Genomic DNA, 21,934 nt, shown 5'->3' on the forward strand with positions numbered 1-21,934 from the left:
TTTCGTTAACCGTATTTGTAACTATTTAAGATGACTTTAAAATTGATTAAAGCAATTGGTAAGTTGTTCCGTCTCTTCCATCTTTCAATTCGATTCCTTTTTCCAGAAGTTGATCCCGGATCTGGTCAGACAATTCCCAATTTTTGGATTTTCTGGCTTGATTTCTCAAATCGATCAACACCTGCAAAGTCTGATCCAGTTTATCATTATTGGATTCTTCAACGGTCTGTAAGCCTAAAACATCAAAAACAATGGCATTCATAAACTGCTTCAAATCTTTAAAGTCACTGGTAGAAACACTTTCTTTTCCAAGCTTCGAAGCCGAAATAAACTTTACTACTTCAAAAAGATGCGCAATCAAAATCGGACTATTGAAGTCGTCTGTCAAAGCTTCATACACTTTGTCTTTCCATTGTTTCAAATCAAATGAGGACGTTTCCACGCCTTCTACGGCAGATTCTGTATTCAGGATTTTAACAGCTTCCATTAATCTGATAAAGCCTTTCTCACTTGCCAACATGGCATCATTGGAAATATCCAGGACACTTCTGTAATGTGCCTGTAAAAAGCAGAATCTCAATACACTGGGATGGAAATCTTTCTCGAAAAAATCGTTGTTTCCGGTAATCAGCGCCATTGGAAGGATGTAATTTCCTGTAGATTTGCTCATTCTTTGGCCGTTCATCGTCAGCATATTGGCGTGCATCCAATATTTCACAGGTTCTATGCCGTTGCAAGCTTTTCCTTGGGCGATTTCACATTCGTGGTGCGGGAATTTCAAATCCATTCCACCACCGTGAATATCGAATTGATCACCCAGATATTTGGTACTCATCGCTGTACATTCCAGATGCCAGCCTGGGAAACCTTCTCCCCAAGGCGACGGCCATTTCATAATATGTTCCGGTGATGCTTTTTTCCAAAGCGCAAAATCCTGTGGATTTTTCTTCTCAAACTGCCCGTCTAGATCTCTTGTATTGGCAAATAATTCTTCGATATTTCTTCGGGACAGCTCACCGTAATTAAGGCCTCTAGCATTGTATTCCAAAACATCGAAATAGACGGAACCGTTGCTTTCGTACGCAAAACCTTTTTCAATTAAATCTTTGGCAAGCTCCAATTGTTCGATAATATGACCAGTTGCAGTGGGCTCGATCGTCGGAGGGAGTAGATTGAATTTCTTCAGAACCTCGTGAAAATCGACGGTGTATTTCTGTACGATTTCCATCGGCTCCAATTTTTCCAATCTGGATTGCTTGATAAATCGGTCGTTATTGATATCGCCATCGTCTGTCAAATGTCCGGCATCCGTGATATTTCTGACATATCTGACTTTATAACCCAAAAACTGAAGGCTTCTGTAAATAAAATCAAAGGACAAAAAAGTTCTTACATTACCCAAATGCACATTGCTGTAAACCGTAGGTCCACAAACGTACATCCCGATATTGCCTTCTAATATGGGTTTGAAAACTTCTTTTTCGCCTGATAGCGAGTTGTATATTTTTAGTTGCATTGTTTTATGAATGATAGTTGATAAATGATTGAATATTGGACATAAAAAAACAGCAACAAATAATGGTTGTGATGAAAATTTGATGCGTCAGTTTTTTATATTTTATCATTATTAATCAAATTTTGCATGGCTTCCTACATAGTGTAAAAACTCCTGCCGTGTAATCGGATTGGTTCTGAAAATCCCGCTCAATTCTGCTGTGATTGTTGAACTTGCGGTATCTTTTATCCCACGACAATTGACGCAAAGATGTTTTGCATCTATGATACACGCGACATTGTTGGTGCCTAAAGCTTCTTTCAAGGCGTCCACAATTTGCATCGTCAATCGTTCCTGAACTTGCGGACGTTTGGCATAATAATCAACGATTCTATTAATCTTAGACAAACCAATCACTTCTCCGCTTGAGATGTAAGCAACGTGAGCTTTGCCAATAATCGGTAAAAAATGATGCTCGCAAAATGAATAGACTGTAATATCCTTCTCCACCAGCATCTGTCTGTACTTATATTGATTTTTGAAGGTAGAAATGCCGGGTTTATTTTCCGGAAGCAATCCTCCGAAGATTTCATGCACGTACATTTTCGCCACACGTTTAGGAGAATCTTTCAGGGAATCATCTGTCATATCCAGTCCCAAAGTTTGCATAATCTCACCGAAAAGCGCTTCTATTTTTTTTATTTTCTCTTCAGGTTTCAGATCAAAAGCGTCTGCTCTCAGTGGCGTATGATCTTTTCCTGTAAACAGATCATCATCATTGTCAGGAATGTGTTCCATAATAGCATTGGTAATATGTCGCAAAAATAAACAAAATTTATCTACTCTGTCAGAGTAAATCTAAAGATTTGATTATAAAAAGAATAGATTTATAAAGCGGTTAAAAAACTAAAAAAAAATTGAAATGATTTGAATTTTTATATATTTGCACCAAATTAACATAATTAAAAATAAAATACTATGTCAGACATTGCATCAAGAGTAAAAGCTATCATCGCTGATAAGCTTGACGTTGAAGAAACAGAAGTGACTCCAGAAGCTAGCTTCACAAACGATTTAGGAGCTGATTCTTTGGATACTGTTGAACTTATCATGGAATTCGAAAAAGAATTCAACATTCAAATCCCAGATGATCAAGCAGAGAAAATTACAACTGTTGGTCACGCTATTGCTTACATCGAAGAAGTTGTAAATAAATAATATTTATCAAGACAAAAAAAATTTATGGAATTAAAGAGAGTAGTTGTAACCGGCTTCGGCGCTATTACGCCCATTGGAAATAACGCGAAGGAATACTGGGAAAGCCTTAAAATAGGAGCAAGTGGCGCTGCCCCGATTACTCTTTTTGATTCCACTAATTTCAAAACTAAATTTGCCAGTGAGGTAAAGAATTTTGACCCTCTGCATTATTTCGATAAGAAAGAAGCGAAAAAAATGGATAGAAATTCTCAGTTTGGGCAGATTGCCGCAAGAGAAGCTATCGCTCACGGTAGGCTTATTGAAGACAATGTCGATAAAAACCGTGTAGGTGTGATCTGGGGATCAGGAATTGGCGGTCTGGAAACTTTTGAAACAGAAGTTTTGGGTTGGGCAGCTTCCAATAACGTTCCAAGATTCAACCCTTTCTTTATTCCAAAAATGATTGCGGACATTACGCCAGGAAACATTTCTATTGAATATGGTTTCCACGGGCCTAATTATACAACCGTTTCTGCTTGTGCTTCATCTGCCAATGCTTTAATCGATGCCAAAATGCTTATCAACTTAGGCAAAGCGGACGTCATTGTTTGTGGAGGTTCAGAAGCCGCTGTTACAGCTAGCGGAATGGGAGGTTTCAACGCGATGCACGCCCTTTCTACAAGAAATGATGACCCAAAAACAGCGTCACGACCTTTTGATAAGGACAGAGATGGATTTGTACTAGGTGAAGGTGCAGGTTGTATCATTCTTGAGGAATACGAACACGCAAAAAAAAGAGGTGCAACAATCTATGCAGAATTGGCCGGTGGCGGAATGAGTGCTGATGCACATCACATGACAGCCCCTCACCCTGAAGGACTTGGTGCTTATCTGGTTATGAAAAATTGCCTAGAAGACGCTGATGTAACTGCCGATGAAGTAGACCATATCAACATGCATGGAACATCTACTCCACTGGGAGACATTGCAGAATCTAATGCAATTGCAAAATTATTCGGAGAACACGCTTTTGATATTCAGATCAATTCTACAAAATCAATGACAGGCCACCTTTTGGGAGCCGCTGGGGTTATTGAAGCTATTGCTGCGTTACATACCATTATTCACGGCATTGTTCCACCAACGATCAATCATTTTACTGATGACGAAAACATCGACACCAGATTGAATTTTACATTCAATACGGCGGTCGAAAAAACTGTTGACATCGCAATGAGTAATACTTTTGGTTTTGGAGGTCACAACGCTTGCGTTCTTTTCAAAAAAATATAATATGTTTTTATGGAGTTGAAAAATTATTTTTCTAAATTCCTTCTTAAAAACAGAGCACAAAAACTTTCGGAAAAAGATATTCTTTTTCGCAAAAATATTTCTGCCATCGTTGGCTATAACATCCACGACATAGAAATCTTTAAAGAAGCATTTTCTTTGAAATCTTCTTCAAAAAGCACGAATAAAAAAAATTACGAACGTCTAGAGTTTTTAGGGGATTCTGTTTTAGGAACCATTATTTCTTGTCATCTTTTTCAAACCTACCAGAATGAAAACGAAGGATTTCTTACGCAAATGAAGTCCAAAATCGTCAACAGGAAAAACCTTAATAAACTGGGCGAAGATCTCAAACTAAGCAGTCTTTTACAAGCCGATACAAGCCAGACAATACTGAGTGAAAATATCTCCGGGAATCTTTTGGAAGCTTTGATTGGTGCACTTTATCTTGATATAGACTACGAATTTTGTAAAAAAATTGTCTTGGAAAGGATTCTGACACCTTCGACGATCAACAAGCTAGAACATAAAATCATCAGTTACAAAGGCCTTCTATTGGAATGGAGTCAAAAAATGAAAATCCCTATCAAGTACGAAACCTGTGAAGAATTACAGCCCAACAAAGTCGCTGTTTTCCGCTGTCACGTTTGGTTACACAATGAGAAGATCGCCAATGCGGTAGAAACTTCTAAAAAGAAAGCCGAAGAAAAAGCAGCTCAACGCGCATTTTACGTTCTGAGTAAAAAAGAAAATATTATTGAACATCAAAAAACAGTATCTTAAACTAGAAGAAGATCTTACAGAGATCAAAGTCGGATTGATTAGACTTGCAAAACCAATCCCGGAACACGAATTGTTTTTTTTCATTAATAAAATCAATCTTTTCAATTTCAAAAGAGTTGAAGACATCAAAATAGAAGGAAGTTATTTTGATCATTATTTCTCTAGATATCAGGCCTACGATCATTCTACAAAAAACTGTTACCGTTTTATTGCCAACAAATCTATTGCATCTGTTGAGAAAAAAGAACAAAATCAGCTTTTTTCAGATGAATCAAATATTAAATTTTTACTAAATCTACACCAAGATGTGGATTACCTTTTAACTAATTCCGATATGTTTGCGGAATTTTCGTTAATTTTGCTTCCGGAAAATTTCGTGTTCCAAATTCAGGAATATCCATTGAGTTCTGAAGAAGAGCTTTATCAACTAATTCAATATTATGAATAAAAATCTTAAGAAAACAAAAATTATTGCAACACTGGGGCCAGCATCTTCTGACAAGGAGACCATGATCCAAATGATCCAGGCTGGTGTTGATGTATTTAGAATAAATTTTTCACACGCCGATTACGAATTGGTACTGAAAAACGTTAATATTATCCGTGAGATCAACAAAGAATACGGCTACTCTGTATCTATCTTGGGAGATCTGCAAGGTCCTAAATTGAGAGTTGGTGTTGTAAAAGAGGGATCTTTCCTTAATCCTGGAGACATCCTGACGTTCACCAATGAAAAACTAGAAGGTGATGCTACCAAAGTTTACATGACTTATGAGAAATTTCCTCAGGATGTGAAAGTTGGAGAAAGAATCCTTATTGATGACGGTAAATTGGTTTTCGAAGTGATCGAAACTAATAACATTGACACTGTGAGAGCTAAAACCATCCAAGGTGGACCGCTAAGTTCAAAAAAAGGTGTAAATCTTCCTAACACAGATGTTTCTTTGCCAGCATTGACTGAGAAAGATATTGAGGATGCTAACTTTATGCTGGACCACGAGTTTGACTGGATCGCATTGTCATTTGTACGCCACGCTCAGGACATCATCGATCTGAAAGAATTGATGGCTAAACATCCGAACAAAACCAAAACGCCCATCATCGCTAAAATCGAGAAACCAGAGGGTGTGAAAAACATCGATGAGATCTTGTTGGAATGTGACTGTCTAATGGTTGCCAGAGGTGATCTAGGTGTGGAAGTTCCTATGGAACAGGTACCGGTTATTCAGAAAAACTTGGTGAATAAAGCTAGACTTTATGCAAAACCAGTAATCATTGCAACGCAAATGATGGAGACGATGATCAACATCTTAACACCTACGAGAGCGGAAGTAAATGATGTTGCAAACTCTGTTCTTGATGGCGCAGATGCTGTAATGCTTTCTGGTGAAACTTCTGTTGGAAAATATCCTGTAGAAGTGGTTAGAAACATGGCGAAGATCGTAAAAAACATAGAGAAAACACCTCTTTACTCAAAGCTAAATCACGTCATCGAAGAAAAGATCAACTGTGTAGATGAGCGTTTCATTACGGATAAAGTTTGCCGTTCTGCAGTGGATGTTGCCAAATCGACTGGTGCCGAAGCAATCGTAACTCTGACTTCTTCTGGATACACCGCTTTCCAGATCTCTGCACACAGGCCATCCTCGCACATCATCGTTTTCAGTAACAACAAGCGTGTGATCACGATGCTGAACCTACTTTGGGGCGTAAGAGCTTTCTATTATGATATGGAAAAATCTACAGATGAAACGGTGATCCAGGTGAATATGCTGACGCACAATTTCGGATTTGTAGAGCAAGGAGATTTTGTCATCAACCTGAATGCAATGCCAGTACACAACGGTGGTAAAACCAATACTATGAGATTATCTACGATATAATTTCATTGGACATAATACCAAAAGACACCAAAATTAATTTTGGTGTCTTTTTTATTTTGGAACCTTTTGACGGGCTATTCTTTAATAATTTTCTTTGTTACAGCGCCTGTTTTGGTTTTCACAATCAGGATGTAAACTGAACTTGGAAATTGACTGAGGCTGATTGCCTGTAACTTTGAAGTCTTGGCCTGCTCAAGGAATAATTTTCCGTTCATGTCAAACAACGCAATTCTCTCTATTTCGGAAGTCGCATTGATATGGATGGTATCTTTGGTTTTTGTAGGATAAATCTTAACCTCATTTTTAACCAAGTCTTCTGAAGCCAAAGTTTCCTTTTTGGTGCCTGTAGCTACCCATGCAAAATCCTGTGTTGCAGCATTTCCATCTTGATTCACCAACGCATTCTTGTTGCTCACCACTATTCTGTACGTACCATTAGCTACTGGATTACTGATCACAATTTGCTCTACGTTATCTACAGTGTTATCGCCTTTTGTCGCATTAGCATTCGGATCATTGATATCCAATTTCCACGGATAATAGGTCGTTCCAGAACCTACTTCCACCACTCGAAGATCCAGATCATTGACAATTCTGGAGCTATGATTCTGCTGGAGGTCTATATCACTGGTAAAAAATGCGATGGCAGGATCTACCCAGGAAATACTGACTTTCAGTGGTTCAGCGCCACTCGCTTTGATTTCTTTCGTAAAACTAACGCCAGACTGTAGATTTTGACTTTCCAAATAAGAATCTTCTGTCAATTTATTGACCAATACTTGTGCGGCTCTTTTAGCATCTACCAATCCCCATCCATACCACACATCTGGACCAGGCCTTCCAGCTTCGTTTGCAGTGTGCGTGAGTAAGGCCTTCATCTCATCAGCCTTAAATATATAACTGCTGTTTCCCAAGATATTTCTTTGTATCTGTGTGAGAGCTCCTGCAATTCCTGTGACGATGGGTGCAGCATAAGAAGTTCCAAAATTCAGTACATATTGGTTGGTTGCATTGGGATTTGCATTGGTGTAATTGGCCATAATCATATCCACACCAACTGCTGTAAGATCGGGTTTCACAGCACCGTCTTTTCTCGGACCAGCACTACTGAAACTGCCTTTTACCACGTCTGTCGCTTGGGTGTATTTATGATTAGCTGTTGTCAATTGATTGACCGCTCCTACAACAATGATATTCTTCGCTAAAGATCCGTAACCGATACAATTATAACCCTGGCTGCAGTTAGCGGGCGGGATCTCATCGCTGGCGGCAAAAGGAACCCAGCTGCTGGTAGCGGTATTGTATTTGTATTTTGTAGAAGTAGCTGACGGTCCAATACCGTAATAATTACCTGTTGATTTTACAATAATTTGCTGAGGCTGTGCGTAAACAATTTTATCAAAGTTATAATCGTTTTCGTAATAAGCACCTGAATAGGTATCCTGAGAATTCAGTTCATAATTGCCGTACCAATAATAAGCACTTCCCGAAAGAAGCCAGCCTACATTGACACCGTATGAATGGTTGGAAATGTTAAGATCCGGCAACGTTGCAAGTTTCTGATAATTATTCCCCAAAGCTGTTGCTCCGAACATGTAATTATCCGTAGTTCCCTGAGGTAGAATCCCTTTTGCATTAGCTTTTGGATAAGCAACGCTGCTTTGCGTAAAATTACCTGTGGCTAGTCCATTACCAATCAGGATACTGTTAACATTGGTCCCATGGAAATGTTTAGCCTCTGTTGCAGCTTCTTTATTAACGGCTCTTCCTGTGGTAAACTGCTCGTGGATGTCTTGTATTCTGCCGGCATCAAAAATAGTAATCTTAACACCATTTCCTGTAACCGCAGAAGCTCCAGAAACAGATCCGCTCTGCAATTCATCTATGTTTGCTGTAGCATTGGCGCTGGTTTCTTCAATAGAATAAAAAAGAGGAATTTGTCCGGCAAATCCTGCAATATTTTTTTTCAGACTATCTTTTTCCTTGGAAGAATATTTTGCGCTTTTAGAAAAAAAAGAATCTAACTTCTTTTCATTCTCCAGTCTTTGTTTCCCAAACTCGTTTTTCAGTTTAAGATCCTGAGCATTAGAAAAATAAAAAGTAAATAACAATCCTACACTTAATACAACTTTTTTCATCTTAATAACTTTGTGCAAAGATAAAAAATACTTACATCATAATAAGTTTTAAAAATATTAACTATTTATTTCTGAATTTTTTAAATGAAGTTTCGAAATGTAGTTTCAGGTTTCCAACATCATCCCCACTGCAAAAGCCGTATTTCAAAATATTGATGGTATTGAAGCTTTGAAGCGAATAATACAAGAATGAATTGATTTCAGAAAGTTCTAATCCCATTGAAATGAAATAATCATCTGTCAAATTTTCTCTGATCCACTCTACAAAATCCGGAAGCTTCCATTTGTTTTTAATTTCTCCAAAAGAAAAACCCTCTCCTACCGGCTGCACAAATTCACCGTGTCTTGGTTTCATTAATTCTTCACTGGATCTGGTTTTGAAATAGACTTTAACATCATTATTAAGAGCAACCTGTCTCTTATTTTCATTAAATAATTTTGAGTCATCTGCTAGATTGCCAGACAACTTTTTCTTGACCTCGACTTCTTCGATTTCCGTAACCAATTTTATTAAATTAATGAAAATCTCATTAGAATTATTGATCTTTAAAACCTTCCTTTCGTAACCTTCTTTTACAAACCTAATCTCATCGTTAACATTTGCATTAATGATAAACTGACCTTGGGAATTAGAATAAGTTTTTTCGTCGGAATTAATATTTACAATCAAAACCTGATTGACAGAAATGGAATCAGAAACAATTTTACCTCTTATATTCTGGGAATAAAAGTTTTGATAAAGCAATAAAAAACAAGAGAATAGAACTATTTTCAAAGGCTATTTTTCATCAAAAATAAATTTAATTCCGACTGCGAGAATACATTTAACCAGGATTAACTTTTTTGTGAAGATTTAACAAAATCGGGTTTCCGAAGCATTTTATTTGTCTGCTTAAAACCTTAACTTTACACCAAATTACAATGCAGATGTACTTAGTTTTCGATACAGAAACCACCGGTTTACCCAAAAATTTCAACGCACCGCTCTCAGATTCAGACAACTGGCCAAGAATGGTTCAGATTGCATGGCAGATCCACGATGACAACGGAAACCTGATAGAAAATCAAGATTACATCATCAAACCAGAAGGTTATGACATCCCGTTCAACGCAGCGAGAATCCACGGAATCACCACTAAAATAGCCAATGAAGAAGGCCGAGACCTGGAAGAGGTTTTGCTTGAATTTTCTAAAGCTTTGGAAAACGTAAGAGTCGTTTCCGGACACAATGTAGAATTCGATTATAACATTGTAGGTGCAGAATTGATCAGAAAAAATATCGCAGACAATCTTCAGGATAAGCCAAAAGCCGACACGATGATCCTGGGAACAGAGTATTGCCAATTGGCAGGCGGACGAGGCGGACGATACAAATCACCAAAACTGGAGGAACTGTACGAAAAACTGTACGGCCATAAGTTTGACGAAGCACACAACGCTGCAGCCGATGTGAATGCCACCGCTCAGGTTTTCTTTGAAATGATGAGAATCGGCGTGATTCCGGCGGATGTTTTGAAAACTTCCGAAGCTCAATTAAAAGAATTTCAAACCCGTCATCCTGATCCCATCAAACCTTTCGGGATCGTCATCAGAAGACAGGTTGCCAGTTTTAACAACAAGAAAAAACAATCCGACGTCGGTAGCATTGATGACATCGACCTTGGAAAATATTTCAATTTTAACAACCACAGTGTCTTCTCCACTTTAACAGCCACCACCAACATCAATGACCTCATCAGGAAAGCGACAGAAGAGAACTATGCTGCTGTTGGGATTGTAGATATTGGCAATATGATGGGCGCTTTCAAATTCGTCACTGCCGTGGAGGACACCAATTCCGGACGCGCCAAAAAGCATAAAGAATATCTGGCCAAAAAACAGGAAGCCGAAGAAAAAGGAGAAGCATTCAATGAAGAAGAGCCCGATACAGATCAACTCATTCCAATTGTCGGTTGCGAATTTTTTATCTCAAACCGATACGAACAAAAGCAATTCACAAAAGATGATCCGGACAGAAGGACTCAAATGGTTTTGCTGGCAAAGGATTTCAACGGTTACAAAAACCTGATCAAACTTTCCAGTATTGGTTTTCAGAAAGGGTTTTATTTTGGCGTTCCGAGGATCAGCCGCGAATTGATCTCTCAATACAAGGAAGGATTGATTGCATTGACGTCAGGAATCAATGGCGATATTCCCAATACAATTTTAAATATCGGTGAACAAAAAGGAGAAGAACTGTTCCAATGGTGGAAAGAAGAATTTGGTGATGATTTTTATGTTCAGATCCAGAATCACAATTTGCCAGAGGAAGAGCATTTGAATGAAGTTCTACTTCAGTTTGCGGACAAATACGATGTCAAGATCTTAGCTCAAAACGAAACCTACTACACCAATAAAGACGACGCCAATATCCAGGATATCCTGGGATGTATCAAGGATGGCGAAAAACAATCGACGCCGATTGGAAAAGGCTTTGGAAAAAGAAAAGGCTTGACTACGAGCGAATATTACATTAAAAATCAAGACGAGTTAAAACAAACTTTCCTGGCGTACCCAGATGCTTTCGAAGCTTACGAAGAATTTTTGGCAAAGTTCAAACCTTACACTTTGAAGCGCGACGTTCTCCTACCGAAGTTTGATATTCCGGAAGAATTTATCGATCCTGAAGATGAAGCCGATGGCGGAAAACGTGGTGAGATGGCCTACCTCAGACATTTGACTTATGAAGGTGCAAAAAAACGATATCCGGTCATTACACCAGAGATCCAGGAACGACTGGACTTTGAACTGGAAGTTATCGCCAACACAGGTTATCCTGGTTACTTTTTGATTGTTCAGGATTTCTGTAACGAGGCTCGGAATATGGGTGTATCCGTTGGTCCTGGTCGTGGATCGGCGGCTGGATCGGCAGTTGCTTATTGTATTAAGATCACCAATGTTGACCCGATCAAATACGATCTTCTTTTTGAGAGATTCCTGAATCCGGAAAGGGTTTCTATGCCCGATATCGATATCGACTTTGATGATGAAGGACGGGATAAAGTCATCAAATGGGTGGTCGAAAAATACGGCCAGGAGCAGGTGGCTCAAATTATCACTTACTCGGTTTTGGGCGGAAAATCAGCCATCAAAGATGCTGGTCGGGTTCTCGACCTATCGATTCCGGAAACGAATATGATCGCCAAATTAATCCCGCCAAGTCCAGGAATGAACATCGCAAAAGCGCTTTCAAAATACGACAAACTGAAGCCGGAAGATCAACAGTTGGTAGACGAAATGAAATTCATTCTTTCCAACTCAGACGATTCTAGATTTTCCGTTTTGGAAAGTGCCAAGAAAATGGAAGGCTGCATCCGGAATACCGGAATCCACGCCTGCGGTGTGATTATCACGCCCGAACCTGTGAGTAATCTGGTTCCGATCACCATTGCTGCGAAAGATGCGGACATTTTGGTTTCTCAGTTCGATAACTCGGTGGCGGAAAATGCAGGTCTTTTGAAGATGGATTTTCTTGGGTTGAGGACTTTGACCATTATCAAAGATGCGGTAAAGCTGGTAAAAGAACGTCATGGCGTTGATATTGATCCGGACGAAATCCCGTTGGACGACGCCAAAACTTATCAATTATTCAAGGAAGGAAGAACGATCGGGATTTTCCAGTACGAGAGTCCGGGAATGCAAAAATATATGCGCGAACTGAAACCAACAGTTTTCGCCGATCTCATTGCAATGAACGCCCTTTACCGTCCGGGACCGATAAAATACATCCCAAATTTCATTAACAGAAAACACGGAACAGAGGAAATCATTTATGATCTAGAAGAAACAAAAGAATACCTTGAGGAAACTTATGGGATCACGGTTTATCAGGAACAGGTGATGCTTTTGTCTCAGAAATTAGCCAACTTTACAAAAGGGGAAGCCGATACCTTGAGAAAAGCAATGGGTAAAAAACAAATCGAAGTTCTGAACAAAATGTACCCAAAATTCATTGAAGGTGGAAGAAAAAACAACCTGAACGAAGAACGGCTAGAGAAAATATGGAATGACTGGAAAGCCTTTGCAGAATACGCTTTCAACAAATCCCACTCCACTTGTTACGCATGGATCGCCTACCAAACGGCCTACTTAAAAGCCAATTATCCGGCAGAATATATGGCAAGTGTAATGAGTAACAACATCAACAACACGGCATCTATCACGATGTTTATGGAGGATTGCAAAGCCATTGGCGTGGATGTTCTTGGGCCGGATGTGAACGAGTCCCAATACAAATTCTCCGTAAATGAAAAAGGACAAATCCGTTTTGGACTGGGTGCGATCAAAGGCATTGGTGAGGGCCCGAGTGAAGCAATTGTAACATTCAGGAAAGATGGAAGATACAAGAATATCTATGATTTCTTTGAGAGAATTCCGCCTTCGCAAGTAAATAAAAGAGTGGCGGAAAGTTTGGTAACGGCAGGCGCTTTTGACGAGTTGGACACGTATCACCGCGGACAGTATTTCGATATCGATGCTGCAGGAAGAACCAATATCGAAAGGCTTTCCCGATACGGACAAAGTTTCCAAGACAGCAAAAATGAAATGGAAAACTCCTTGTTTGCAGATTTTGCCGAGGAAGTCCAAATCGAACAACCCAAACTTTTACCTTGTGCTGAGTGGCCGAATATGCATAAACTCAATAAAGAGAAGGAGATCATTGGATTCTATCTGTCGGCGCATCCTTTGGACGAGTTCAAATATCAGTTCAAATTTATGCAGGGTGTTCTCTCCAAAAAGGCGATTCTTGATGAGAAGAGAGATGACGTTCCTGTTTTGGATGAGGTGATTCCAATTCTGGAAACTGACAATATGCCCGACGAAGAAGTTCCTGATATTTTAGTTTCTGACGAAGTTGGATTGGAGGATGAAATCATCGAAGAATCCGGTAAAAAAGCAGAACCAAAGGGGAATTTCAACTTCCTGAACTTGGACGAAGTGGAAGCTTTCAAAGATCTGGCCTTTCCTCCAAAAGCACCGGAACTTTTTGAAGAAAAGAAAAGCTGGAAAGACAAAATGAATGAAAAAGATAACACTAAGGAATACACCGTTGCTGGTTTGATCACAGAATATCGTGTGGCAGACGGTTTCAGAAGTGGCGAAAAGGTAGCTTTCGTTTTATTGGAAGATTATACAGGTTCCTACTCGTTCCGTTTGGGTGACAGAGATTATATGCGATTGAAGGATAAATTGGAAGTTCAGCGTTTTGTGATTATGAAACTTAAATTCTCTCAAGGGAAAGATGGACGGATTTTCGTAAACGTGAATGATGTTTTGGAATTAAAAGAAGCTTTTGACAGGTTCGCAAGAAGCTTATCTATTGTTGTACCATTAGACTCATTAAGAACAACAGATATTGAATTCTTTAAAGAAAAACTAATTGAGAATCAAGGTGAACAGAAACTGAATTTCTTTATTAAAAATCCGGAAGACCAGTCGGTTCTGGAAGTCGTGAGCATGAAGCACCACATTAACATTAATGAAGATCTTTTAGAAGTCATCCATCAGATTAACAATTACGAAGTGTTTCTAAATTAATGTTCAAACATAAAGATCTATCTACACAAAATAGAAAATTATAGTTCATAAAAACTGAATTAACCATAATTAAAATAGAAAAAATCTGCATTTTGGATAAAATGTAGATTTTTTTATTTAAAGAACTCTATTGGACATTGCTTAATTAACAACATTCCAACATTAATACTGAATTATTATTAAAAAAAATAGCGAATAATGGTAATTATTATTACATTTGTGATTCATTAAAATAAATTAAATAATTATGAAGAAACTTTTACTATCATGTTCTTTAGCACTTGCAATTGGTGCTAATGCACAATTTACTCAAAGCTTTGATGCTGGAACCACGACACCAACAGGCTGGACGGTTTTAAACACGGATGGCGGTGCCAATGCTTTTGTATTTGGAGCTGTTCCTAGTGGCGGAACTGTTACCGCTGCTCAATCCGGAGCAAACGTAGCCCGTATTACTTACGAACCAGCAGCACATAATGACTATTTGGTCACTCCCGCAATCACTGTAACAGCAGGTGTAAATGACAGATTCTCTTTCTATGTAGCAAGCTACAGCGCTAGTTTTACTGAGAACTATAATGTCATGCTCTCTACTACCACTCCTACTGCGGCGGCATTCACAACGACTTTAAAAGCAACCTCCAAAGCTCCTGCTGCTTGGACCAAGGTGACTCTGGACCTTACACCATATGTTGGACAAACTGTTTATTTAGGTTTACACGCGGTTGATACAGATCAATGGTATCTTATGTTTGATACGGTTGTCAATGACACTGTACCCACTGTTGTTCCTTCTTGTGTGACTAATACATCACCTGCTGATGGCGCTACTAACGTCAACGTACGCACTACGTTTACATGGGCAGATGCTACTGGCGCTTCCGCTTACAAATTATATCTTGGAACCACACCTGGAGGAAATGATGTTTTAAATGGCGTTGCTGCTAGTTCAGGCGCTACATTGACAAACAATCCACCACTAGCTCCTAATACCAAATATTATTTGAAGATTGTAGCAACCAATGATGTTGGAGATGCGACAGGATGTACAGAAACATCTTTCACAACTGGCGCCAATCCTTACGCTCCTTACTGTGGTCCGTTTACATCTAATTCACCGGCTCAGATCGCACCAATTACATCATTTACACTGAATGGGGTGACCAATACGTCTGATGCTTCTGCTACTACTTTTGGCGCTTTTGCTACAAACGAAAGCTTCACAGCTTCGCCGATAGAAGTTAAAAACAATTTAACAACAATTCCTTTTAGTGTTACTGGTATTTCTGCAGCCAACAACGGATGGGGCGCAGCAGTATTTATTGACTGGAATAACGATGGTGATTTCTTAGACGCAGGCGAATCTTACTACAACACAACAGCCACTATACTTAGAACTACAGTGGTTACTGCTAACAAATCTACCTTGACTGGAACCCTAGCAATACCTGCAAATACAGTCATTGGTCAGAAAAGAATGAGAGTTAAATATAACTTCACTGGTACTACGATCAACTCACCACTTACAACAGCTTGTACAGATTTGACCAATGGACAGGTAGAAGACTACACTATTGATTACAAAGAATTCCTAGCTGTTTCTGATGTAAACAAAGCAGGCATTTCTGTATATCCTAATCCATTTACAGATGTGGTGAAGATCTCTGATGTGAAAGGTGTGAAATCCGTATCTGTTAATGATATGTCAGGAAGACAAGTTAAATCGCTTGCACCTTCTACAGAAATCAATTTATCTAGCTTGAAAGGTGGATTGTATATCATCAACCTTAACATGGAAGACGGAAGCGTGAAAACTTTCAAATCAATCAAAAAATAATTTTAAAAAAATTATTGAAATAATGAAGCCGTCTCGTTTTAAAGCGAGACGGCTTTTTGTCATTAGCAATATTTATGACTTATATATATTAATATTCTTTTCCAAAAGGAAAAAATACTCTATATTCGTATCAGTTTTAATAAAATTATAATATTATGAAAAAAATTCTATTCTCTTGTCTTTTGGCATTAGGCATTGGAGTCAACGCTCAGCTTGACTTTACCCAAGATTTTGAAGATCCTACCGGTCTTTTACAATTTGGCGGCGGTTCATTTGATACCGCTAATTTCTGTAGTGCTACCACCTCAGGAGCATTAGCATATAGTGCAACAGTGACACAAACTGGTTGGTTAGGTGATCTTTTGGAACTAGGCGATATGAATGGACAGACCAATAATGGTCAAGCCCTAAGTGTGAGCTTAAACTATAAGAAAACAGCAGGACTTACAGGTACGCTTTATGTTGCTTATGCTGTATATAACGTAGAATCAAATAACTACACGATTTTCACAGTTGGAACCGGAGTCAATCTTACAACTGCCGCGGTAAACACATGCGGTACAGTAAGTGCCACCATTCCTACAGGTACTTTTGATCCAAACAAAACTTACGCTGTTGGAAGCTGGATGGCGAGAACGGGTTCCACAACAGGTTCACTTTACATCGATGACATCGTAGTAAAACAAGCTGTTGTCACCACTATTCCTGCTTGTGCGGCATTTACTTCTCCTACCAATGGCTCCACAATAGCTTCTGGAACTGTAGGATTAACTTGGAATGTGGTCCCAGACGCTACACAATACAAAATCACAGTAGGAACTACGTCCGGAGCATCTAACACCCTAAACACCACTGCTGTAGGAAGTTCTACAATGCTAAATGTTGCTCTTGCCGCTAACACCACCTACTACGCAAAAATTGTTGCTACCAACAGCAATGGAGACGCAACAGGATGTCAGGAGATCACGTTTATGACAAACTCTTCTGTAATACATTGTGGCCCATTAACATCTACAGCGCCTACATTGATTGCACCAATTAAATCTGTAACATTCTCAGGCGTAACCAACACTTCTGATGCAACAGCTGCTACTATTGGATCTTTCCCTGTACACCAAGATTTTACGACTACAGAATTCCCTGTAAAAAATAATGTCACCAGCGTACCATTAACGGTACTGGGAACAACGAACGGAAATGCTGCAAACGGCTGGGCAATGTCAGTATTTATTGACTGGAACAACGATGGTGATTTTGACGACGTAGGTGAATCATACTTCAACACAACTGCCACTATGGTACGTAAAACTGGAGTTACTGATAACCCGATATCATTAACTGGAAACATCGCAATACCAGCCGGCACTTCTTTGGGCAAAAAATTCATGAGGATCAAATACAACTTCTCCGGAACGACTCTCAACACCCCTCTTACTAGCGGTTGCGCAAGTATGATCAACGGTCAGGTAGAAGATTACACCCTAGATTACAAAGATGCACTTGCGGTGTCTGATGTAACTAAAGCCGGAATCTCTGTATATCCTAACCCTTTCGCAGATGTTCTTAAGATCTCTGACGTGAAAGGTGTGAAATCCATTTCTGTAAATGACATCTCTGGAAGACAGGTGAAAACACTTGCTCCTTCTGCAGAACTTAATCTTTCAAACTTGAAATCAGGATTGTATATCGTAAATCTTCAGATGGAAGACGGAAGTGTAAAAACTTTCAAAGCGATCAAAAAATAATTCTCAGGAGTTATCTCCATAATTAAGCCCGCTCCACTGAGCGGGCTTTTTGTTATCACAACTTTAACAAAACAAGAAAAAGGTCTTATTCATTTTCAAAACGAAGCGTATCTTATACCAAGGCTGATGTTTTTTCTTTGCTATCAATCATCAGGCAAAGATCATTGTATACAACAAAAATATAACCAATTGTATTCACAAAAGAACTTAATCACCTATACAACAACACCTTAAATCACTCTAAAAAAAAGAACCGCTTCATTTGGTTTATTAAAACATCTCACCAAAAAAGTCCCATGAAATTCACAGGACTTTTGTATTGATGTTTGTCTATTATTACCAGATTTTTACTCTTTCTTCTGGTTTTTTGTAAAGCTTATCACCTTCTTTCAAATCAAATGCTTTGTAAAAAGCCTCCGTATTAACCAATGGTCCGAAACTTCTGAAGAAACCAGGAGAGTGTGGATCTGTCTTCACCTGATTGGTCAAAAATTTCTCCGTTGACAAAGTTCTCCAGACGGTTGCCCAGCTCAGGAAAAATCTCTGATCAGGCGTATAACCATCTATTTTCCCAGGCGTACCTTTGTCTTTAAGATACATTTGCAAAGCATCATAGGCGATATTCACACCACCAAGATCAGCGATGTTTTCACCGTTTGTAAATGTACCATTCACCTTCACATCTTTAGCAGGCTCATATTTGTCGTACTGCGCAGCCAAACTTTTGGTCGCTTTTTCGAAGTTCGCCTTATCATCTGCAGTCCACCAGTCCTTTAAATTACCATCACCGTCAAATTGAGCTCCACTATCATCAAAACCGTGTGTCATCTCGTGACCAATAACAGCGCCAATACCACCAAAGTTAACCGCCGCATCCGCATTCGGGTTGAAGAAAGGCGGCTGAAGAATAGCCGCAGGAAAAACAATCTCGTTATTGACCGGATTGTAATAGGCATTTACAGTCTGTGGAGACATTCCCCATTCTGCTTTGTCTACCGGCTTTCCTACTTTTTCTAACTCTTTAGCATAATGCCAGCTGGAAACATTCTGAAGATTATTGTAAAGCGTTCCACCATCTTTTACGGATTTTAGCGTCAATTTTGAATAGTCTTTCCAAGTATCCGGGTAAGCTATCTTCACTGTAAATTTATTCAGTTTGTCCAATGCTTTGGTCTTGGTCACGGATGACATCCAGGTCAAACCATTGATGTGAACACCGAAGCTCTTTTTAAGATAATCGATGTACGTCAACATCTGCGCTTTAGCTTCTGGTGTGAAATATTTCTCCACATACACTTTTCCAAAAGCTTCACCTACAACGCTATTGATAAGACCTAGAGCTCTTTTGTTAAGCGCTCTTTGCTCTTGCTGACCCTGGAGATATTTGCTGTAGAAATTAAATCTCATATCATCCAATTTTTGGTTAAGATAGCCTGCACCTCCTGAAACCAAATTAAACTTCAGATAATCCTTGATCAAAGGGATGTTTTTATCCGTCAGGAAAGTATCAAGATTTTTATAATAACCAATTTCGCCAATGATCACTTTATCAGTTTTCACACCAACTGCAGCAAGGTATTTCGGAAGATCTATATTTTTAACCAAAGCTTTCAGCTCAGGTAAAGTTTTGGGATTGTACTGTAGATTTGCATCACGGATTTGCTCGTTTGTGAGCAATGTTTTAGCAATTTTCTTTTCAAAATCAACAATCTGCCCGGCTACAACTGCAGAATTTTTGTATCCGATCTCTTCAAGAACCTGCGCTACATATTTTTTGTACGCCTCGATTGTTTCTGTATTCTTGGGAGAATCTTTTTGGTAATAATCTCTACCAAGACCCAAAGATGCATCACCCAAATAAACTGCGTTCATTTTAGAATCTTTGAGATCACCATCTACACCCCAGGCATAGAATGAGTTGTCTCCTCTTTCTGTAGCTTCAATCAAATATTTCTGAAGACCGGAAAGGTTTTTGATCGCATCAATTTTTGCAAGATCACCTTTGATTGGCGTAAGACCGTCTGCATTACGCTTATTCATATCCATATAGGTTTGGTAAAGCGCCTGAATTTTCTGCCCTTCAGATCCTGTAGCATACTTTTCTTTCAGGATATTGTCCAACAATCCTAGTGAATTGTTATCTGTGGTTTCTCTCAACTGGGTGAAAGAACCCCAACTCGGCTTATCCGCTGGGATCTTGGCTGTCTTCATCCATGTTCCATTGACGTAATTATAGAAATCGTCTTGAGGACGCACGGACGTGTCCATATAAGTAAGTTCCAAAGCGTTTTGCTTGGTCTGAGCAGAAACAGTGCTTACCAAAGAAGCTAACATTAATGCTGTAAGAGAGATCTTTTTCATTTCTTGATTATAATATTTGTTAATAGGTCTATCGTAAGGCCCATTTGTTACAATGTAACAGTCAGAATTTAAAAAGAATAAAATCAGAACTATTGATACGATATATTATTTAACACATTCATAAGCAACACGTTAAATCTATTTTTATGATCTATGAATAACATTGTTAATGCAACAGATTTGGTATTTAGGACTAGCATCGGTAGAACGGCATTGTTACCTATTCATCCAATGCGATCGACTTTAACACTGATGGTCATCGATTGATTAATTATAGCCTTACTGTCCGCAGTGGTGCTCAGTCAGATTCATAGTCATTACGGGGAGGTTTGACAGAGAGGTAATCCCCTCAAAATCTATCAGATACCATTAGAAACGTAAAACAATGACAATCCGCTAATTATATTTAAATAAAGCCTTTAGGCAAAGTCGGAGTTTATGTAGCACGGAACGATTTGATCCGGAATCTACGTCAAACACAGTCCACATAATTTCCAAAAGAGAAAAAAAAACCCTGTTATGATGGCGAAATGAGAAAGGATGGCTTAGAGCCGGATTCAACCGATCGAAAGACAAATCCCGGTTTTCATCCAAACAGCGGGCTTTGCAAATCAAAAAACGCTGCCCAATGGCAGCGTTTTTTTTTAGTCTATTCAAAGAGTTATTTTAGACTCATGTAATGTGCCACCTTCACCTCCAGGTCTTCCAAATTAAATGGCTTGGCAACATAATCATCTGCCTGCGCACTTTTTGCTAATGCAGCAATATCATTGTTCGCAGTGACGTAAATGACCGGAATATTTTTAAATTCTTGGTGGTTTTTCAAAAGTCTAGTCGCTTCTACACCTCCAATATTAGGGATCCAGTTGTCCATCAAAATGACATCCGGTCGAAAATCTTCCACTTTTTGGATAATATCGTGCGAAGTTTCTGAGATCTGTACCTGATATCCATTTTCTTCGAAGATGATGGTAATCACTTCCAAAATACTGATATCATCATCAAGAATTAGAATTTTATTCATTTTATTATGGTTTTTTTTAATTATATAGTTTTTAACTGATTGATATTTGCAGCCAAATCTCCGGGTGTAATGATGAGATCAAATGCCACTTCTTTTAAAGCATGTTTTGGCATATAATCTACCTGTGCGGTTTCCGGATTCTGTATCCAGACTTTGCCCCCATTTTTTTTGATGTATTTCAAACCTTCCACGCCATCGGCGTTTGCGCCGGAAAGAAGAATCCCCACGAGACCTTGTCCAAAAATCTCAGAGGCAGATCGGAACGTGACATCTATGGACGGACGCGAGTAATTCATTTTTTCGGAACCATCCAAAGAAAATGCCTTTTTATTTTCAAACAACAGATGATAGTCTGAAGGTACAATGTAAATTTTATTATGGACGATTTCCGTTTTGTCCTCGATCTCTAGTACTTCAATTGGGGACAACTGTTGTAACAATTTGGGAAGAATGCTGACTGCCTGTGCTTTGCGGTGAAGAACAAGCAACAATGCAAAAGCTAAGTCGTTATTCAGGTCTTTGAGCATTTCCAAAATAACCTGTATGCTGCCTGCAGATCCGCCTATGACAACCAATTCTGTTTTGAGATCTTTTGTTTCCATGA

At 39.0% G+C, this 21,934-nt stretch carries 15 protein-coding genes; 8 read left to right on the forward strand and 7 right to left on the reverse strand.

Annotated features, from left to right (window positions below; all coding sequences use genetic code 11):
• Window positions 1–46: 46 nt before the first annotated feature.
• Together cysS and folE are read right to left on the reverse strand one after the other, a co-directional pair.
• Entirely contained in the window at window positions 47–1,516 is a 1,470-nt protein-coding gene (gene cysS, locus F564_RS0109685) for a cysteine--tRNA ligase (RefSeq protein ID WP_028122470.1), read from the reverse strand.
• Between the two features lie 111 nt (window positions 1,517–1,627).
• Window positions 1,628–2,293 carry a GTP cyclohydrolase I FolE gene (gene folE / locus F564_RS0109690; RefSeq protein WP_028122471.1) on the reverse strand — a complete coding sequence of 222 codons (666 nt, stop codon included), beginning with the start codon at window positions 2,291–2,293 and terminating at the stop codon, window positions 1,628–1,630.
• Window positions 2,294–2,473: 180 nt separating this feature from the next.
• Here folE and F564_RS0109695 point away from each other — a divergent pair, with 180 nt between their 5' ends.
• Genes F564_RS0109695 through pyk form a run of 5 tightly spaced genes read left to right on the forward strand, consistent with a single transcriptional unit; the run spans window position 2,474 to window position 6,648 of the window.
• Window positions 2,474–2,713 carry an acyl carrier protein gene (locus F564_RS0109695; RefSeq protein ID WP_002976354.1) on the forward strand — a complete coding sequence of 80 codons (240 nt, stop codon included), beginning with the start codon at window positions 2,474–2,476 and terminating at the stop codon, window positions 2,711–2,713.
• A gap of 24 nt (window positions 2,714–2,737) precedes the next feature.
• The gene (fabF, locus tag F564_RS0109700) at window positions 2,738–3,985 is read left to right on the forward strand and encodes a beta-ketoacyl-ACP synthase II (protein WP_028122472.1); all 1,248 of its coding nucleotides are present in this window, start codon (window positions 2,738–2,740) and stop codon (window positions 3,983–3,985) included.
• Window positions 3,986–3,994: 9 nt separating this feature from the next.
• A complete protein-coding gene (rnc, locus tag F564_RS0109705) occupies window positions 3,995–4,765 on the forward strand; it encodes a ribonuclease III (RefSeq protein WP_028122473.1) in 771 nt (256 codons plus the stop codon).
• Window positions 4,740–5,213, forward strand: coding sequence for an IPExxxVDY family protein (locus F564_RS0109710; protein ID WP_028122474.1), 474 nt, complete (start codon window positions 4,740–4,742; stop codon window positions 5,211–5,213). The genes rnc and F564_RS0109710 overlap by 26 nt, the downstream gene beginning before the upstream one ends.
• On the forward strand, window positions 5,206–6,648 hold the full coding sequence (gene pyk / locus F564_RS0109715) for a pyruvate kinase (RefSeq protein ID WP_028122475.1): 1,443 nt from the start codon (window positions 5,206–5,208) through the stop codon (window positions 6,646–6,648). Before F564_RS0109710 ends, pyk begins: the two co-directional genes overlap by 8 nt.
• 74 nt (window positions 6,649–6,722) lie before the next feature.
• Here the strand turns inward: pyk and F564_RS0109720 are convergent, their stop codons facing one another.
• Both F564_RS0109720 and F564_RS19065 read right to left on the reverse strand, forming a co-directional pair.
• Window positions 6,723–8,786 (reverse strand): S8 family peptidase, encoded by a 2,064-nt coding sequence (locus F564_RS0109720; protein ID WP_028122476.1) that lies wholly within the window; start codon window positions 8,784–8,786, stop codon window positions 6,723–6,725.
• A 61-nt stretch (window positions 8,787–8,847) separates the two neighbouring features.
• Window positions 8,848–9,561, reverse strand: coding sequence for a hypothetical protein (locus F564_RS19065; RefSeq protein ID WP_154656845.1), 714 nt, complete (start codon window positions 9,559–9,561; stop codon window positions 8,848–8,850).
• Between the two features lie 152 nt (window positions 9,562–9,713).
• Here F564_RS19065 and dnaE point away from each other — a divergent pair, with 152 nt between their 5' ends.
• The 3 genes from dnaE (at window position 9,714) to F564_RS0109740 (ending at window position 17,945) form a co-directional block, all read left to right on the forward strand.
• Entirely contained in the window at window positions 9,714–14,363 is a 4,650-nt protein-coding gene (gene dnaE / locus F564_RS0109730) for a DNA polymerase III subunit alpha (protein WP_028122477.1), read from the forward strand.
• Window positions 14,364–14,610: 247 nt separating this feature from the next.
• The gene (locus F564_RS0109735; protein ID WP_028122478.1) at window positions 14,611–16,200 is read left to right on the forward strand and encodes a T9SS-dependent choice-of-anchor J family protein; all 1,590 of its coding nucleotides are present in this window, start codon (window positions 14,611–14,613) and stop codon (window positions 16,198–16,200) included.
• Window positions 16,201–16,355: 155 nt separating this feature from the next.
• On the forward strand, window positions 16,356–17,945 hold the full coding sequence (locus tag F564_RS0109740; RefSeq protein WP_028122479.1) for a GEVED domain-containing protein: 1,590 nt from the start codon (window positions 16,356–16,358) through the stop codon (window positions 17,943–17,945).
• 336 nt (window positions 17,946–18,281) lie between these two features.
• Here the strand turns inward: F564_RS0109740 and F564_RS0109745 are convergent, their stop codons facing one another.
• From F564_RS0109745 to F564_RS0109755, 3 genes are all read right to left on the reverse strand, one after another.
• Window positions 18,282–20,306 carry a M13 family metallopeptidase gene (locus tag F564_RS0109745; protein WP_028122480.1) on the reverse strand — a complete coding sequence of 675 codons (2,025 nt, stop codon included), beginning with the start codon at window positions 20,304–20,306 and terminating at the stop codon, window positions 18,282–18,284.
• Window positions 20,307–20,967: 661 nt separating this feature from the next.
• Window positions 20,968–21,330, reverse strand: coding sequence for a response regulator (locus F564_RS0109750; RefSeq protein ID WP_028122481.1), 363 nt, complete (start codon window positions 21,328–21,330; stop codon window positions 20,968–20,970).
• A 20-nt stretch (window positions 21,331–21,350) separates the two neighbouring features.
• Entirely contained in the window at window positions 21,351–21,932 is a 582-nt protein-coding gene (locus F564_RS0109755) for a chemotaxis protein CheB (protein ID WP_028122482.1), read from the reverse strand.
• Window positions 21,933–21,934: the final 2 nt, after the last annotated feature.

It is taken from the genome of Epilithonimonas tenax DSM 16811 (assembly GCF_000428485.1).
In the GTDB taxonomy this organism is placed as follows: domain Bacteria; phylum Bacteroidota; class Bacteroidia; order Flavobacteriales; family Weeksellaceae; genus Epilithonimonas; species Epilithonimonas tenax.

Coding starts and splice junctions, on each gene's coding strand:
- folE (WP_028122471.1), bottom strand. CDS start 2,293: ATGGAACACATTCCTGACAATGATGATGATCTGTTTACAGGAAAAGAT.
- rnc (WP_028122473.1), top strand. CDS start 3,995: ATGGAGTTGAAAAATTATTTTTCTAAATTCCTTCTTAAAAACAGAGCA.
- F564_RS0109695 (WP_002976354.1), top strand. CDS start 2,474: ATGTCAGACATTGCATCAAGAGTAAAAGCTATCATCGCTGATAAGCTT.
- cysS (WP_028122470.1), bottom strand. CDS start 1,516: ATGCAACTAAAAATATACAACTCGCTATCAGGCGAAAAAGAAGTTTTC.
- F564_RS0109720 (WP_028122476.1), bottom strand. CDS start 8,786: ATGAAAAAAGTTGTATTAAGTGTAGGATTGTTATTTACTTTTTATTTT.
- F564_RS0109735 (WP_028122478.1), top strand. CDS start 14,611: ATGAAGAAACTTTTACTATCATGTTCTTTAGCACTTGCAATTGGTGCT.
- F564_RS0109750 (WP_028122481.1), bottom strand. CDS start 21,330: ATGAATAAAATTCTAATTCTTGATGATGATATCAGTATTTTGGAAGTG.
- F564_RS0109740 (WP_028122479.1), top strand. CDS start 16,356: ATGAAAAAAATTCTATTCTCTTGTCTTTTGGCATTAGGCATTGGAGTC.
- F564_RS0109755 (WP_028122482.1), bottom strand. CDS start 21,932: ATGGAAACAAAAGATCTCAAAACAGAATTGGTTGTCATAGGCGGATCT.
- F564_RS0109745 (WP_028122480.1), bottom strand. CDS start 20,306: ATGAAAAAGATCTCTCTTACAGCATTAATGTTAGCTTCTTTGGTAAGC.
- fabF (WP_028122472.1), top strand. CDS start 2,738: ATGGAATTAAAGAGAGTAGTTGTAACCGGCTTCGGCGCTATTACGCCC.
- pyk (WP_028122475.1), top strand. CDS start 5,206: ATGAATAAAAATCTTAAGAAAACAAAAATTATTGCAACACTGGGGCCA.
- dnaE (WP_028122477.1), top strand. CDS start 9,714: ATGTACTTAGTTTTCGATACAGAAACCACCGGTTTACCCAAAAATTTC.